This window comes from Streptomyces sp. NPDC104831, assembly GCF_055583025.1.
Genome location: NZ_JBVJOT010000006.1, coordinates 184,881 through 200,646, shown reverse-complemented (window position 1 = coordinate 200,646; position 15,766 = coordinate 184,881). Strand labels below are relative to the sequence as shown.

The window sequence follows — 15,766 nt, the reverse complement described above, 5'->3', positions numbered from 1 at the left end:
CGCCGTGAAGGACAGCGAGGAACTGGTGTGCCGCGCCGTGCTGTTCGACCTGGACGGCGTCCTCGTGCGGTCGCACGCCGTGGTGGAGCGGTCCTGGACGGCGTGGGCGCTCGACCGGGGGCTGGAGCCGGCCCGGGTGCTCGCCGCCTGCCACGGCCGGCGGTCCGTCGAGGTGGTCGGCGCGGTCGCCCCGCACCTGGACGCGGTGGCGGAGGCGGCACGCGTGGAGGCCCGGCAGGTCGCCGACACCGCCGGCCTCACGCGCTGCCCGGGCGCGGACGCCGTGCTCGGCGCGCTGTCCGGAGCGGCCTGGGCGGTGGTGACCTCGGGGACCCGGGCCCTGGCCCGCTCCCGGCTGCGCGCCACCGGGCTGCCCGTGCCGGACGTCCTGGTCACCGCCGACGACGTGGTGAGCGGCAAACCCGCGCCGGACGGTTATCTGGCCGCGTCCCGGGCGCTCGGCGTCGCGCCCGCGGACTGCGTCGTCGTGGAGGACGCGCTCCCCGGGGTCACCGCCGCGCGCGCCGCCGGCATGACCGTCGTCGGTGTGCGGGGTCCGGCCCTCGGCCCCGAGGCGTCGACGGCGAGGGTCGTCGGCGCCGTGGGCGACCTCGCTCCCCGGCTGCGCGCGGGGCACATCGTCCTGCTGGGCGGCGCCCGACGGGTGGCACATCCCGGTTCTCCCCCCGGCGACCCGGCCCACCCCTCACCCACACGTGCGAAGGAGGCGTCATGAGCGGAGATTCGCCCGCCGTCGGTCTGGTGACCGCGGGATCCGGCGGCATCGGGCGTGCCGTGGCCGAGGAACTGCTCGCCCGGGGCATCGTCGACCGGCTCGTCGTCGTCGACGTGAACGAGCCCACGGCGCCGCTGCCCGAGGGGGCCGACTTCCGGCAGTGCGACCTGCGGGACGCCGGCCGGCTCGCCGAGCTGGCCGGCGAACTGCCCGCCGAGCTGTCGGTGCTGGTGAACGTGCTCGGCGGTGAGCGGCGGCCGTCCGTCGTACCGGTGACCGACGTGGCCTGGCCGCCGCCGGAGGTCTGGGACGACATCATCGACCTCAACGTCTCGGCCGCCTACCGGCTCACGCGCGCCCTGGCCGACCGGCTCGTCCCGGGCGCGGCGGTGTGCAACGTCAGCTCCATCGCCGCGGCGATGCCGTGGGCGGTCTCTCCCGCCTACGGCGCCGCCAAGGCCGCGCTGGAGCACTGGAGTTCCTCCCTGGCCGTCCTCCTCGCACCGCGCGCGGTCCGGGTCAATCTGGTCCGGCCCGGATTCGTCTGGAGCCGGCAGTGGGCGGCGGTGGACCGGGCGGAGTTCGAGCGCGTGGTCGCCGACCGGGTCGTCCTGCGCGAGGCGCCGCCGTACACCAGCCGGGAGCAGACGGCCGCGGACGTCGCCGCCGCGGTGGCGTTCCTGTGCTCCCCCGACGCCCGGCACGTCACGGGGCAGGCCGTCAACGTCGACGGCGGGGCGACGCTCGTCAGGGCCGCCCGATGACGGGTGCCGCCGGCCCGTTCCCGTCCCCGCAGCGGTTTTCAGCCAAGAGAAGGGCACACATCGCCATGCACGAAGAGACCGTCCCCCGGCTGTCCGTGGTCATCCCCACGTACAACCGCGAGAGCCTGCTGGACCGTACGCTCGCCTCCCTGGTCCGGCAGAGCGTCCCGGTGTCGGACTTCGAGGTGGTCGTCGCCGACGACGGTTCCTCGGACGGCACCGCCGAGCTGGTGCGCTCCTACGCGGACCGGCTGCGGGTGCGCTACCACTTCCAGGAGGACCTGGGTTTCCGGGTGGCGGCGGCCCGCAACGGCGGGGCCAGGCTGGCCACCGCGCCGGTGCTGGCGTTCCTCGACACCGGCATGGTCGTGGGCCCGGACTGGGTGCGCGCCCATCTCGAAGCCCACGCGTCCGGCCGCCGGCAGGCGGTGCTCGGCTACTCCTACGGCTACAACCCCGCGAACCCGAGCCGGGAGATGGAGGGCATCGTCGACACCCTCCCGCCCGAGGAGGTGGTGCGGCGGCTGATCGACGTGCCGTCCTTCCAGGACATGCGGCTGCCCGACTACGAACGCGTGGGCTTCGATCCGGGCCGCATGGCCATGCCCTGGGTGTTCCTGTGGACGCTGAACTTCTCGCTGCCCGCGGCAGAGTTCTGGGCGGTGGGCGGCTTCGACGAGGACTTCACGGGCTGGGGGGTGGAGGACATCGAGCTGGGGTACCGGCTGCACCGCAACGGCACCGCCATGGTGGTCTCCCGTACGGCGTGGGGGATCGAGCTGCCGCACGAGCGGGCGCACGACGAGGCAGCGGTCAGCATCATGCGCAACTGCCAGCGCTTCCTCGACAAGCACCCCGGGGTGCAGACCGAGCTGTACTGGGCGGTGTCCTCGCGAGGTCTCATCGACCCCCTGGAGGTCGAATGGGAGGACCTGCTGGGCTGGACCTCGGCGGCCGGCGGCCGGGACGCGTCCGATGAACTCGCCGAGGCGACTCGGCACTTGACGGAACTTTCCGGTGATCCCGCGCGCGTGGCGGTGTTCGGCTGCGGCGCGCGGCTGCCGGCCGAGTGGGCGTCCGCCAACGCGCGGTTCTCCCTCTGCGACTTCGACGAGCGGGCCCTCGAGCAGGCCGTGCACGGTGCCCCCGCCACGGTCGTGGAGTCCCTGCACCTGTGCGGGATGCGCACCCCCTGGCCGGACCGGCGGTTCGACCTCGTGGTGGTCACCTCCCGGCTCGCGGGCGGCCTGTGGGACCGCTGGGGCGCTCAGATCACGGCCGAGGCCAAGCGGCTCGGCGGCGAGGTCCGCACGCCCGGGCCCGACCTCGTGTGAGCCCGTGTGAGCCCCGCGGAGGCCGGTGGCCCGAGGCCGGAAAACGCCGACGGCTCTTTATTTTCAGGAACCCTGCCTGAAAAATAAGCGGCCCCGGATCACCGCAAGCGCTTGTCGTCATCGCATCCCCGAGGAGAACCCGCCATGAAAGCGTCGACCGACCGGCCCGCGCAGCAACGCCCCGGAGCACGCGCGGCGCGCGTCCGCACCGCGGCCGTCTTCGCCGTGCACGGTGCCGTCGCCGGCAGCTTCGCCACCCGTATCCCCTGGATCGTCGACCATCTGCGCATCAGCGACGGTTCGCTCGGCGTGGCCCTGCTCGCTCCGGCCCTCGGCTCCCTGCTGGCCATGCCCCTGGCCAGCAGGCTGGTGCACCGGTTCGGGGGACGCGCGGCACTGCGTACGCTGCTCACCGCCTGGTGCGTCGCGCTGCTGCTGCCCGCGCTGGCCCCCGACGTGGCGCTGCTGTTCGCCGGACTGCTGGTGTTCGGGGCGGCGGCGGGCATGGCGGACGTCGTCATGAACGCGGCCGGGGTCGAGCTGGAGAAGGAACTGGGCCGCTCCGTCATGGCGAGCATGCACGGCATGTGGGGCGTCGGCGGGCTGGTGGCCTCGGGCGCCGGGTCGCTCGCCGCGGCGGCGCGGGTGGACGCCCGCGTCCACTTCGCCGTCGCGGCCTCCGTCCTCGCCTGCGCCGGGCTGTACGCCGTCCAGGGGGTGCTCGACATCAGGCCGCGGCCGGGCCAGCAGGAGCCGCCGCGCTTCGCGCTGCCCCCGCGGTCGGCGCTGGCCATCGGCGCGGTCGGCTTCTGCGCCGTCTTCGCGGAGGGCGCCAGCGGCAACTGGAGCGCCCTGTACCTGAGTTCCGTGGCCCACGCCGACGACGGCGTCGCCGCCGGCAGTTACACCGGGTTCGCCTGCGCCCTGGCGGTCAGCAGGCTGCTCGGCGACCACGTGGTCCGGCGGATCGGCGTGGTGAACGCGGTCCGGCTCAGCGGAGCGGTCGCCACCGCCGGACTGCTCCTCGTCGTGGTGGCGCGCACACCGGCACCCGCCGTCTGCGGCTTCGCCCTGGTGGGCATCGGGGTGGCGGTCGTCCTGCCGCTGTCCTTCGCGGCCGCGGGGGCCGCGGCCACGGACACCAGCCGCACCATCGCCGGCATCGCGACCCTCACCTACACCTCCAACCTGCTCGCCCCCGCCGTCATGGGCTTCGTCTCCGACGCGACCTCCCTGCCCCTCTCCTTCGCGCTGGTGGCCCTGCTGACCTTGTCGCTCGTCTTCACGGCCTCCGTGCTGCGCCCGTCCGGCACCCCCGAGAAGGCGGCCCCCGCCGCCTGACGCCGACGGCACCCACGAGACAGCACCCCCAGCCGCCGCCCACGGCACCCACCGAGGGCACCGATCGGAGAGACCGCCCGCATGGACCTCACCACCGACCGCGCCGCGCTCCGGCGCGGACGCACCGCCACCTCCCTCCTCTTCCTGCTGTTCGGCGCCGCCCTGGGCGCCTGGACGAGCCGGATCCCCAGTGTGAAGAGCCGTCTCGGCCTCGGCGACGGCCTGCTGAGCCTCGCGCTGCTGTCGTTCGCCCTCGGGGCGATCGTCGGCATGATGGTCCTCGGCCGGCTCACCGACCGCTACGGCAGCACCCGGGTCATGGTGCCGACGGCACTGCTGGAGGGGCTTCTCCTCGTCCCGCCGGCCTACATGCCGGACCTCGCCGCACTGATGTCGGCCCTGTTCCTGTTCGGGCTGGTGCACGGCACCCTGAACATCGCCATGAACGCCAACGCGATCGAGGTCCAGCGGGCCTGGGGGCGGCCGATCATGTCGTCGTTCCACGCGGTCTACAGCATCGGCGGCTTCCTGGGCTCGGCGGCCGGCGGCCTGTTCGCCCGGCAGGAGCTGAGCGCCCGGGCGACCTTCCTCTCGGTGGGCGGCTGTGTCGTCCTCCTGGCGCTCTGGGCGGCCGTCTGGGCGCTGCCGGCCGGTACGGGCGCCACCGCACCGCAGGACGCTCCCGCCGGGTCCGCGGGGCGCGGCGTCATCCGCTCGCCGCAGCTGTGGTTCCTCGGCACGCTGGCGATGTGCGCCCTGGTCGGGGAGGGCACGGCGGCCGACTGGAGCGCCGTCTACCTGCACGAGGACCTCGGCGGTTCGCCCGGCTTCGCGGCGGCGGCGTTCGCCGCGTTCTCGGCGGCGATGACCGCCGGGCGGCTCCTCGGCGACCGGCTCACCGCGCGGTTCGGGCCGGTGGCGCTCGTACGGGCCTGCGGTGTGCTCGCCTCCGTCGGCATGACGGCGGCCCTGATCGTCGGCCGGCCGTGGGCGGGGGTCGCCGGATTCGCCTGCCTGGGGGCGGGGATGTCCTGCATCGCCCCCCAGGTCTACTCCGCGGCCGGCCAGCGCGACCCGGCCCGCGCGGGTGCCGCGCTGTCCCTGGTCGTCAGTCTCGGCTACGTGGGCTTCCTCATCGGCCCCATCGTCATCGGCGGCGTCAGCACGGCCGTCGGGCTGCCCCTCGCCCTCGGCCTGCCGGCACTCCTCGTCTTCCTGGTCGCGCTCGGCGCACCGGCCCTGCGCCCGGCCGCCCGGACACCCGGGACCCTCGGCCGCACCCAGGATCCCGGGCTGGTGCCCGGCTCCGGACGCGGCTGACCCGGACAGCTCCCCCACCGACTTGCCGTATCGCCTAGCGAACAGAGGGACCGTTGCACATCATCGAGTGTCATTTCGAGTTCAGCGGATTCGACGACCACCTCGTCAAGGCGGGCACCTCCGTCTACCTGTGGAACCTGGCCCGGCAGTTCCGGGACCAGGGACACCGGGTCGGCGCGGTCACCCCCGCGCACGGCCTCCTGCCGCTGCTGCGCGAGCGGTACGAGGTCGTCGACCTGGACTGGCGGACGGACGACGCCGTCCCGGTACGGCTGGACCCGGCCGAGTGGCCGGGCCGGCCGGAGACGGTGCTCCTGCCGGTGTCCGTGCGCGCCCACCGGATGACCGTCGACGGCATCGACATCGTGCTGCTGAGCGGCGGAGTGCTGGACACCCACCCGGACACCTTCTACCCGCCCGCCGACCTCAAGGGCCACGACCTGACCTACCTGAAGACCCTGGTCTTCCAGGTCGCCGCCGCCCGGTACGTCAGGGAGCGGATCCCGGCCGGCGCGGTCGTGCACCTGCACGAGCCCGTCCACCACTACCTCCTGCCCGCGCTGCTCGCCGGCCACGGCCACCACGTGGTGTCCACGGTGCAGACGAACCTCCCGGTGAACACCAAGGTGTACGGCCCCGAGGTGCGCACCCTCCTGCGCCACGAGGGGGCGGACGCCTCGGTCGCCGACGGTCTGGCGGACCCGCCGCTCGACGGCGGCCTGGAGCGGGCGATGCGCGCGTACCTGCCGCGCACCCTGCTCTACACGGACTCCCCGGAGCGCCCCGGCCACGAGTACCTGCCGGTGCTGGGCCTGGTGTCGCGCTCCGTCGCCGCGCTGGACTTCCTGTCCGACGGGCAGCTGGCGCACGCGCTCACCCAGGCGGGGACCCCCTTCGAGCAGTTGTTCCAGCGGCTGGCCGTGCGCCGGGAACTCCGCGAGCGCACCCACCTGATGACCGTCGGCGGCTGCGCCATCGGCGACGAGTGGCTCGACGTACAGCGGTCCGAGGAGCGCCGCCGGCGCACCCTGGGCGCCCTCGGGCTGGACCCCGCGCTGCCCACGATCTACCACAACGCACGGTACTCGGTGCAGCACAAGGGCCAGAAGGAGTTGTTCCGGGGGGTGCGGCGCCTGCTGGCGGAGGGGCACCGGGTCAACGTGCTGCTGCACTGCCTGGCGCCGCGGCCCCCGCGGGACGAGGACCTGGCCGCGCTGGAACGCGACCACGCCGGACTCGTGCGCGTGCGGACCGGTCCGATGAGCACGCCGGAACTGATGGACTGGGCCGCCGCCGGCGACTTCTGCGTCTTCCCGTCCAAGTTCGAGATGGACACCTTCCTGATGGCGATGGGCGAGGCGATGGCCGCGGGCTGCGTGCCCGTCGCCACCGCCCAGCAGGGGATGCGGCACTTCGGGCACACCGACGATCTGGACGCGCCCGGGGCCACCGGGCTGGCGCTGCCCCGCTCGTTCCGGGTGGACGACGAAGCGCTCACGGAGGCGGTGCGGTCCGGCCTGCTGCGCATGCTGACCCTGTGGCGCGAGGACCCGGGGCGCATCGCGACCCTGCGCGCCAACGCCGTGGCCACGGCCCGCGGTTTCACCTGGAAGGCGGCCGCCGACCGCTTCCTCGCCGTGTTCGAGGCCTGCGCCGAGGGGCGCCGCCCGGCGGACGCCACCCCGGTGGTCCGCTCGGTCCTCGCCGGCGACGACCGCGCACCGCTGCCGGCCGGGCACGGGAGCGCCCACCGTGCCGGGGACACCGTGCGGGTGCGGTGGCAGGGCACCGGCCTCGGCCGGGTCGAGGTCGTGCCGGTCACGCCCGGGGCCCCCGTGGTGGAACTGACCGCGCGACCGGCGGGCCTGTTCGGCGGCGAGGTCCCCGGCCCGGCACCGGAACTGGCGCTGCTCGTCACCGGCCGCGACGGCAGGTCGGCGTGGCACGCGCTGCCGGTGCGGCACGCCCCCGAGGTGACGGCCACCGCCTCGAAGGAGGTCTACCGGAACCGCTGGATGAGCGTGCGCGAGGACACCACGGTGCGCGAGGACGGCACGCCGGGTCTGTACGGCGTGGTCCACAAGCCCGACTACGCGATCGTCCTCCCCTACGCCGACGGCGGGTTCCACCTGGTCGAGCAGTACCGGTACCCCGTCGCGGGCCGCTACTGGGAGTTCCCGCAGGGCTCCTGGGAGGACCGGCCGGATGCCGACCCCCTCCACCTCGCCCGGGGCGAACTCGCCGAGGAGACGGGGCTGACCGCCGCCGAGATGACCCGGATCGGGCACCTGTACGCCGCCTACGGCTACAGCGACCAGGGCTTCCACGTGATCCTCGCCACCGGGCTCACCCGGGGCGAGCCCCGGCTCGAACCGGAGGAGGCCGGCCTGATCAGCCGCTGGTTCCCCGAGGAGGAGGTGTGGCGGCTGGTGGCCGAGGGCCGGCTCAAGGACGCCCCGTCCCTGGCGGCCCTCGCCCTCCTCCAGCGGCACCGTGCGGCCGGACGGACGGACGTCCCGGCCGCGCACAACGGCAGTTGACACTCGGAAAGGGCACACATGGAAACCCATGTCCTGGTGGTGCACACCCGGCCGAGACCCGGCGCGGAGGCCGAGTACCAACGCTGGTACGACGACTTCCACCTCGACGAGGTGCTCCGGGTCCCGGGCTTCGTCTCCGCCCGGCGGCTCCAGCTGCTCCCGCCCGACGCGGGCGGCGACTTCTCGCTGGGTTCCCCGGCCGGGCCCGGCAGCCACCTCGCCCTGTTCACGGTGGAGACCGACGACGTCGACGCCACCATCGCCGCGTTCGAGCGGGCGCGGACATCGATGCGGATTCCCGCCTGCCTCGACCCGGACAGCGTGACCGTGAGCTGGTGGCGTTCCCTGGGCGGGCGCACCGCGGTCCCCTCCCCCGCCGGCCCCGGCCGCACGGACACGGCCCCCCTCCCGACGTCGTCCCACAGGAAGGCCCCGTCATGAACGTACCGCCGAAACCGATGACCGCGCCGACGCCGCACACCCCTCGGGACACGGCGGGGGTCCGCGCGGTCCTGCTGGCCGGCGGCGAGGGACGGCGCCTCGGCCCCCTGGGGCGGGGCCGGCTCAAACCCCTGGTGCCGTACGGCGGCACCGCCCGGCTGATCGACTTCAGCCTCGCCAACGCCCGCCGCTCCGGCTTCCGGGACGTGCTGCTGCTCTCCCAGTACGAGGAGCGCCGGCTCATGGACCACCTGCACACCGGCTGGAACCGCGAGCCCGGCTTCCGCGTGCACTTCGGGCCCTACGACGAGGCGTACCGCCGCTCCCCCGGCGCGCCGCCCCCCGCGCTGCCGCCGCGCACCCGGCCGCCGGAACGGGGTACGGCCGACGCCCTGATCGGCAAGGCGGAGCACGTCTTCGAGGGCGACCCGTCCGAGATCCTGGTGCTGCACGCCGACCACGTCTACCGGTTCGACTACGGCGACATGATCCGCCGGCACCGTGCCTCCGGGGCCGCGCTCACCGTGTCGTACCAGCGCGTCGAACGGCGCTACGTCCACCTCTTCGGCATGGTCGAGTTCGACGCCGGCGGCGACCTGACCCGGTTCGTGGAGAAACCCGCCGACCCCACCAGCGACCTGGTGTTCGCCGCGTTCTGCGTCTTCGACGCCGCGATCCTGCGCCGGTACCTGAGCCGGCTGGCACGCACCGACTGGCAGCACGACATCAGCCGGGACGTCATCCCGGCGATGCTGGCCGCCGGTGAGCGCGTGAGGGGCTACGCCGTCGAGAGCCACTGGGAGGACATCGGCACCGTCGACCGCTACCACCGGTCCCACCGGGGACTGCTGCGCCGGCCCCCCACCCTGCCCCTGACCGACCTGCCGCTCACCGTGCGCCCGGACCTCCTCCCCCGGTTCGTCGAGGACGGCGCGGGCGTCCGGTCCAGCATCGTCCGGGACGACCTCGTCAACCACGGCCTCCTCGACCACTGCGTGGCCTACCCCGGCGTGCGCGTCGGCACGGGCGCGACCGTACGGGACTCCGTGCTGCTGCCGGGGGCCCGCATACCCGACGGGGCCCGGCTGGAGTCGGTCATCGTGCTGGAGGACGGCACCGTGCAGCACTGCGACCCGGAGCCCGCCCCCGCCGGGACGGCGTCGTGAGCGCCGCACCCGGGGCCGCGTCCGGCCCGCGCCGTCACGTCGTGGCCGATCTGGGCGGCACCACCCTGCGCATCGGCCGGATCGCGGCCGGCGGCGGCATCGAGGCGGTGCGCCGGGTCACCACCGACGGCATCGGCCGGCACGGCCCGCAGTCCGCCCGTGCCCTGCAGCGCCGGGTGCTGGACCAACTAGGCCGGGAGCTGGAGGAGTACCTCGACTCGCCCGACGGCCGGGGCGCGAACGCGGTGGGCCTCTCCTTCGCCGGACCGATGGCCAAGGACGGCGTCGTCCGCGCGGCCCCCACCCTGTGGGGCGGTGAGGCCGAACCCGTGCACGTCGGCGACCTGCTCTCGGCGCGGCTCGGCCTGCCGGTGCTGGTCGCCAACGACATCACCGCCGCGGCCTGGCGCTACGCCGAGACGGAACCGGAACCCTTCTGCCTCATCACCATCAGTTCCGGCATCGGCAGCAAGGTCTTCCGGCACGGCGAGGTCCTCGTCGACGACCAGGGGCACGGCGGAGAACTGGGGCACTGGCCGGTCGACCTGAGCGAGGACGCGGCGCCCTGCGACTGCGGCGGCCGGGGCCACCTCGGTGCCGTCGCCTCCGGCCGCGGCATCCTGCGGGCGGCCCGCCGGGCCGCCGCGGCCGACCCGCCGGCCTTCGGCCGCTCGGCGCTCGCCGCCCCCGCCGGACACCGCCCGGAGGGCATCACCAACGAGGCGCTGGCCCGGGCGGTCCGCGCCGGCGACCCCTTCGCGACCCGGACGCTGCGCGGTGCGCTGCGCCCGCTCGCCTCGGCCGTCACCTGCCTGTTCACGGCCATCGGCATCCGGCGGTACCTGTTCATCGGCGGTTTCGCCGTCGCCGTGGGAGAGCGGTTCGTCTCCCTGCTGGGCGACGAACTGGTCCGCCAGGGCTGCTTCGGCCTGGGCGGCGCCGAGACCCGGGCCATGCTCGCGCTCGGCGCCGCCGACGACGACCACTGCCTGATCGGCATGGGCCGCATGCTCCGGCGGACCCCGCACCCCACCCCCGTCCTGGAGGACAGCGCATGAGCACCCTGGTCATAGGCAGCGGATTCGTCGGACGGGCCGTCGCCGCGCACCTGCTGCGCTCCGGTGAGAAGGCCGTGGTGGCGTCGCGGACACCACCGCCCGGGGATCCCGGGCACCCGGCGCCGTGGTCGGCCCTCGACGTCACCGACCCGACGGCGGTCCGGCGCATCCTCGACGCGACGGACGCCGAGCGGATCGTCCTCGTCCACGGGCCGTCGGACGTCACCTGGTGCGAGGCACACCCCGAAGAGGCCCTGCGCGGGCACGCCGGGGCGGCACGCGTCGTGGCGGAGGCGGCCGGTGACAGGCGGATCGTGCTGATCTCCACCGACAACGTCTTCGACGGCACCGCCGAGGCTCCCGACGAGACCACCCCGACCCGACCCGCCAACGCCTACGGCAGGGCCAAGCTCGCCGCCGAACGGGTCCTCGCCGAGCGGGGCGCGACGACGGTGCTGCGGGTGAGCCTGATCTACGGCTGGGAGCCCGCCGCCAGCTCGAAGTGGCTCAACTACTTCTCGTCCTGCGTGCACCGGCTGCGCGCGGGAGAGCACATCACGGCCCCGACCGACCAGTGGACCACCCCGGTGCTCGTCGAGGACGTGGCGGCCGTCACCGCCGCCGTGCTCCCGGCACCGGCGCCCGGACTGCTGCACCTGGGCGGGCCCGAGCGGATCTCCCGCGCCGACTGGGCCCGGCTCATCGCGCGCGAACTCGGCCTGCCCGAGGACCGGGTGACGGGACAGCCGCGCGCCCTCGGCCGTTACGCGTCCCGGCCGGAGAACACCTGCCTGGCCAGCACCCTGCTCACCGTCCATCCGGCCACGGCGGGCGTCCGGGTGCGCGGAGTGCACGACGGCACCCGCCTCCTGCTCGCCCGCGCGGAACGCACCGCCGCGCTCTGACCCCGGCCACTCGCCGCCGAGCCGCCCGCACGGCTCCGCACGACCTCGTACGACCTCGTACGACCTCGTACGACCCGGAAGCGAGGCGCGCCGCCGGCGCGCTCCCACCGGCCCTTGCCACCGACCCACGCCAAGAGGAGGGACACCCGTGCCCGCACTGATGCCCGACGACCCGGACCAGCTCGCCGACGCCGTCGTCACCACCCTCGCGGTCGACGCCGACCCCCAGGCACGCGAGGCCAGCATCTTCTACTGGGAACGCGGACAGCCGTACCGCGAGGCGGTGGCGGAAGCCGTCGCCCGGGTCCCGGACGGTGAACTGCTCGCGGCGGCCGAGGCGTTGCGCGCCGACCCGGCCGACCCGGCCACCCACGCGACCCTGCACCGGCGGCTGACCGGCCTGGCCCGCGACCGCGCCGTCCCGGCGCTCGGCAAGCTGTTCGCCGAGGCGTGGCAGGCGGAGTCCAACTCCCGCCTCGGCTACCACCTGGGACGCCACTACCGCCCCCGCGCGGACGAGAGCGTCACGCCCGAACGGCTGCGCACCCTGGGCGCCGCGACCGCCCCGGCCGGCCGGCCGCCCGCCGCTCCCGGTGGCGACGCCGAGACGCTCGTCGTCGTACCGTTCCGCGACCGCGGCCCCGGACACCGGCTGCGCAACCTGCTGGCCTGCCTGCTGTCGCTGCGCGACCAGTCGGTGCCGGCCTCGTCGTACCGGGTCGTGGTCGTGGAGAGCGACGACACCCCGCGCTGGCGGGACGTCGTCGCGCCGTACGCCGACCACTACCTCTTCGCCCGCAAGGACGGGCTCTTCAACAAGTCCTGGGCAGTGAACGTCGGCGTGGTCAACGCGCCCGGCCGGCCGGAGGCCGTGTGCATCCTGGACGCCGACGTGCTGGTCGACCGCGACTTCATCGCCCGCAACACCGCACGCTTCCGCGAGCGCGGCACCATGGGGCACCTCAGCTACCGCGACATGTGGTGCCTCGACGAGTCCGCCACGTCCTGGGCGATCGAGGAACGCCTCGGGCGCGGCGCCCCCCAGGTCGACACCGACCGCCTGCGGGCCTTCGTGCTGCGCCGGCCGCCCGGCTGCTGCGTCTGGGTCCGCACCAGCGCATTCCACCGCATCGGCGGCATGGACGAACGGTTCGAGGGCTGGGGAGGCGAGGACAACGACTTCGCCTACCGCATGGACACACATTCCGCCTTCGACCAGTACCGCGATCCCCTGCTGCACATGTACCACCCCTCCTCCGCCGTGCTGCGCGAGGACGGGGAACTCATCAACGCGCACATCCCCGCACTGACCTGGGGGCCCGGGGAGGGCCTGGGCGACATCGAGCGGTTCGCGAGGACGCACGCCGCGGCGGGTCCCGAGCGGTGACGGGCACGACGGCGCCGCCGGCGGGCCCGGAGCGACGGCACGGCAGCGGCGACGACATGGCAGCAGGTCTCCACCCCGACGAAAGGCAGCCCGACATGGCGCAGGACATCCCCGTACTGGACCTGACCGAGTGGAAGGAGGCGGACTTCGCGCACCGCGCGGCCATCGCCGCGCGCCTGGACGCGGCCTTGCGGCAGACCGGCCTGTTCCTGCTGGCCGGCCACGGGGTGCCGGAGGAACTGACCGACCGGATGCGCACCGAGGGACGCGCCTTCTTCGGTCTCCCGCGTGCGGACAAGGAGCGGTACCGGGTCAGCCGCCCCTACGACAACGGCTGGCGCGGACTGGGGGCGCTCCAGGTCGGCGCCCTGGACGGCAAGCCCGACACGTCCGACCTGCACGAGGCGTTCCACGTCGGCCCGAGCCACCGCACCGGCGACGCGGCGTTCGACGCGCTGTACTACCCCGACAACAAGTGGCCGGACGAGCGGCCCGCACTGCGGGAGACGGTGCTGGCGTACACCGGGCACATGACCCGCGTTGCCCACGGGGTGATGGAAGTGCTGGCCGACGTCCTCGGCCTGCCGGCGGACTTCTTCACCTCGCGCTGCGCGCGGGCCACGTGGACGCAGAACGTCAACTGGTACCCCTCCCTGACCAGCCTGGGCGAGGTACAGCCCGGTCAGATGCGGGTCGGGCCGCACACGGACTTCGGCACGCTGTCCCTGCTGGACCGGCAGCCCGGCGTCGGCGGCCTCCAGGTGTGGAACGAGGAGGACGGCTGGTTCGAGCCGCCCTTCGTGCCGGGCACGCTGGTCGTCAACCTGGGCGACCTCATGTCGTTGTGGACGGACGGCCGCTGGCGGGCCCTGCGCCACCGCGTCCTCGCGCCCAGCAGCATCGCGCCGGACGAGGAACTGGTGTCCCTCGTCTACTTCTTCGAGACCGACCCCGACGCCGAGATCGTCCCGTTGCCCGCCCCGGTGGGCGCGGGCGCGGGCCTGTCCCCCGTCATCGCCGGCGAATCGATTCTGCAGAAGGTCGGCGCGACGGTGAGCCTGCCCGGCTGACCGCGCCCCGCAATGCCGCCTCCCCGACCGGGTCCGGTGACCGGCCCGGGGGGGCGGCCCTGCTGGAACAGTGGCCGATGGGTGCCGAGGAGCGCGAGCGGAAGGTGTACCGGCCGCTGCGGCGGGCCGGTCTGGAGGTGATCCCGGACGCCGTGCCGGACGGCACGGCCCGGCGGCCGCGGACGGCGAGTCCACGGCGGCGGTGGCGTGCGGCCGCCGGGCTCGCCGGAACCGCGCGGGCCGTGGCGCGTGGGGACCGCCGACCCGTTCCGTGGGCCACGGCGGCGTTCGCGAGGGACTCGCGGGCGGCCCTGGCACGGCTGGAGTCACTGCCGGAGACGGATGCGCCGCTGATCACGGCCGGTGGCGGGGTGCGGTGCCCCGGCGGGCCGGCGGCACGGCCGGCCTGGAAGCCGGCATCGGCGTCCCCGGCCTCCGTCCCCGCTCGCCGGCCTCGCCAGGCGAGGACACCCGTCACCCGCCCGGGCGACGGGCCGTACGCGCCGCCCGGGCCGCCCGTGAGCGGTGCCGTGGCTTCGAGATCCGGCGTGCGCGTACGACGACGCCGCCCCGGGTACTCGTGGTCACCCGCGCGTGAGCGGCGCCGGGCGTCCGCGGGCGCCCCGCGCGCCACCCGCGCACCGCCCGGAGCGAGGAACGCCCATGTCCCCCACCCCAGCGCCGCGGCCCGGCGTCGCGGTCTTCCACGGCTCGGTCCTGCGGGGCCGCGTCGCCGTCGTCACCGGAGCGGCCCGCGGGGTCGGCGAGGCCCTGACGCGGCGCCTGTCCGCCGCCGGGGTGCGCGTCGCCCTGCTCGGCCGCGAGGCACAGACCCTGCGCGCCGCCGCGGCCTCGCTCCGCACCCCGAGCCTGTGCGTCGAGTGCGACGTCACCGAACCCGAAGCACTCGACGAGGCCGCACGGCAGGTGGCGGAGCGGCTCGGGGACGCGTCCGTGGTCGTCGCCAACGCGGGCGTCGCGGCCGGCGGCCCCTTCCGGCTGACCGACGCCGGCCTGTGGCGGCGCGTCATCGACGTCAACCTGGTCGGCTCCGCCAACACCGCCCGCGCCTTCCTGCCGCAGCTCGGCCGCACACGCGGCTACTTCCTCCAGATCGACTCCACCGCCGCGTTCGGCTCGGCACCCATGATGAGCGCCTACTGCGCGTCCAAGGCGGGCGCGGAGTCCTTCGCCCAGGCCCTGCGCGGCGAGGTCGAGCCCGACGGGATCGCGGTCGGCATCGCCTACCTGCACTGGACCGCGACCGACATGCTCACCGACCTCGACGAGCACCCGGTGCTGCGCGCCCTGCGCGCCCACCAGCCGCGGTTCGCCCGCCGGGTGCACACGGCCGCGCAGGTCGCCGACTGGCTCGCGGCCGGTGTGGAACGCCGCGCCGCCCGCATCTACGCCCCGCCCTGGCTGCGCTGGTGCCAGCCCCTGCGGCCGCTGTTCCCCGCGCTCGTCACCCACGTGGCCCGCCGCGAGATGCGCCGCCTGCCCGCCGCCGGCCTCGCGGCCGGCACGGGGGTCATGGGCGCCGGTGGACGCGCCGACTGGGAGGCGTACACGTCCTCGGCGCGGGACCGGCCCGCCCCGCCGCGGTAGCGCGTACGGCGTCGGCGCCGGCCCGGGACGCCCGGTGGCTCTCCCGCCGGGCCGCTCGGCGGCCTTCCGGCGTTCTCCCGCCCCCCGGCGCATGCG

The 15,766-nt window shown here is 75.0% G+C and carries 13 protein-coding genes; all 13 read left to right on the top strand.

All coding sequences use genetic code 11. The annotated features are described in order from the left end of the window. The first annotated feature begins 4 nt into the window (after nt 1-4). The 13 genes from ACZ63H_RS06745 to ACZ63H_RS06685 all read left to right on the top strand — a co-directional run bounded on the left by ACZ63H_RS06745 (nt 5) and on the right by ACZ63H_RS06685 (nt 15,670). A complete protein-coding gene (locus ACZ63H_RS06745) occupies nt 5-736 on the top strand; it encodes an HAD-IA family hydrolase (RefSeq protein WP_469862760.1) in 732 nt (243 codons plus the stop codon). Next, nucleotides 733-1,500, top strand: coding sequence for an SDR family NAD(P)-dependent oxidoreductase (locus tag ACZ63H_RS06740; RefSeq protein ID WP_469862759.1), 768 nt, complete (start codon nt 733-735; stop codon nt 1,498-1,500). Before ACZ63H_RS06745 ends, ACZ63H_RS06740 begins: the two co-directional genes overlap by 4 nt. A 65-nt stretch (nt 1,501-1,565) precedes the next feature. Further along, the gene (locus ACZ63H_RS06735; RefSeq protein ID WP_469862758.1) at nt 1,566-2,834 is read left to right on the top strand and encodes a glycosyltransferase; all 1,269 of its coding nucleotides are present in this window, start codon (nt 1,566-1,568) and stop codon (nt 2,832-2,834) included. Between the two features lie 144 nt (nt 2,835-2,978). Next, the gene (locus tag ACZ63H_RS06730; protein WP_469862757.1) at nt 2,979-4,175 is read left to right on the top strand and encodes an MFS transporter; all 1,197 of its coding nucleotides are present in this window, start codon (nt 2,979-2,981) and stop codon (nt 4,173-4,175) included. Nucleotides 4,176-4,256: 81 nt separating this feature from the next. Then, nucleotides 4,257-5,495, top strand: a complete 1,239-nt coding sequence (locus ACZ63H_RS06725; RefSeq protein WP_469862756.1) for an MFS transporter — start codon at nt 4,257-4,259, stop codon at nt 5,493-5,495. Between the two features lie 53 nt (nt 5,496-5,548). Continuing rightward, nucleotides 5,549-8,035 carry a glycosyltransferase gene (locus tag ACZ63H_RS06720; protein WP_469862755.1) on the top strand — a complete coding sequence of 829 codons (2,487 nt, stop codon included), beginning with the start codon at nt 5,549-5,551 and terminating at the stop codon, nt 8,033-8,035. Between the two features lie 18 nt (nt 8,036-8,053). Then, on the top strand, nt 8,054-8,476 hold the full coding sequence (locus ACZ63H_RS06715; protein ID WP_469862754.1) for a hypothetical protein: 423 nt from the start codon (nt 8,054-8,056) through the stop codon (nt 8,474-8,476). Then, complete coding sequence (locus ACZ63H_RS06710; protein WP_469862753.1) at nt 8,473-9,642, top strand: glucose-1-phosphate adenylyltransferase family protein; 1,170 nt, start codon at nt 8,473-8,475, stop codon at nt 9,640-9,642. The genes ACZ63H_RS06715 and ACZ63H_RS06710 overlap by 4 nt, the downstream gene beginning before the upstream one ends. Further along, nucleotides 9,639-10,700, top strand: a complete 1,062-nt coding sequence (locus ACZ63H_RS06705) for an ROK family protein (protein WP_469862752.1) — start codon at nt 9,639-9,641, stop codon at nt 10,698-10,700. Before ACZ63H_RS06710 ends, ACZ63H_RS06705 begins: the two co-directional genes overlap by 4 nt. Continuing rightward, nucleotides 10,697-11,605: an SDR family oxidoreductase gene (locus ACZ63H_RS06700; protein WP_469862751.1), complete on the top strand. Its 909-nt coding sequence runs from the start codon at nt 10,697-10,699 to the stop codon at nt 11,603-11,605. The genes ACZ63H_RS06705 and ACZ63H_RS06700 overlap by 4 nt, the downstream gene beginning before the upstream one ends. 148 nt (nt 11,606-11,753) lie before the next feature. Beyond that, nucleotides 11,754-12,992, top strand: coding sequence for a glycosyltransferase family 2 protein (locus ACZ63H_RS06695; protein WP_469862750.1), 1,239 nt, complete (start codon nt 11,754-11,756; stop codon nt 12,990-12,992). A gap of 56 nt (nt 12,993-13,048) precedes the next feature. Continuing rightward, nucleotides 13,049-14,062 carry an isopenicillin N synthase family dioxygenase gene (locus ACZ63H_RS06690; RefSeq protein WP_469862749.1) on the top strand — a complete coding sequence of 338 codons (1,014 nt, stop codon included), beginning with the start codon at nt 13,049-13,051 and terminating at the stop codon, nt 14,060-14,062. 663 nt (nt 14,063-14,725) lie between these two features. Continuing rightward, nucleotides 14,726-15,670, top strand: coding sequence for an SDR family oxidoreductase (locus ACZ63H_RS06685; protein ID WP_469862748.1), 945 nt, complete (start codon nt 14,726-14,728; stop codon nt 15,668-15,670). Nucleotides 15,671-15,766 lie beyond the last annotated feature (96 nt).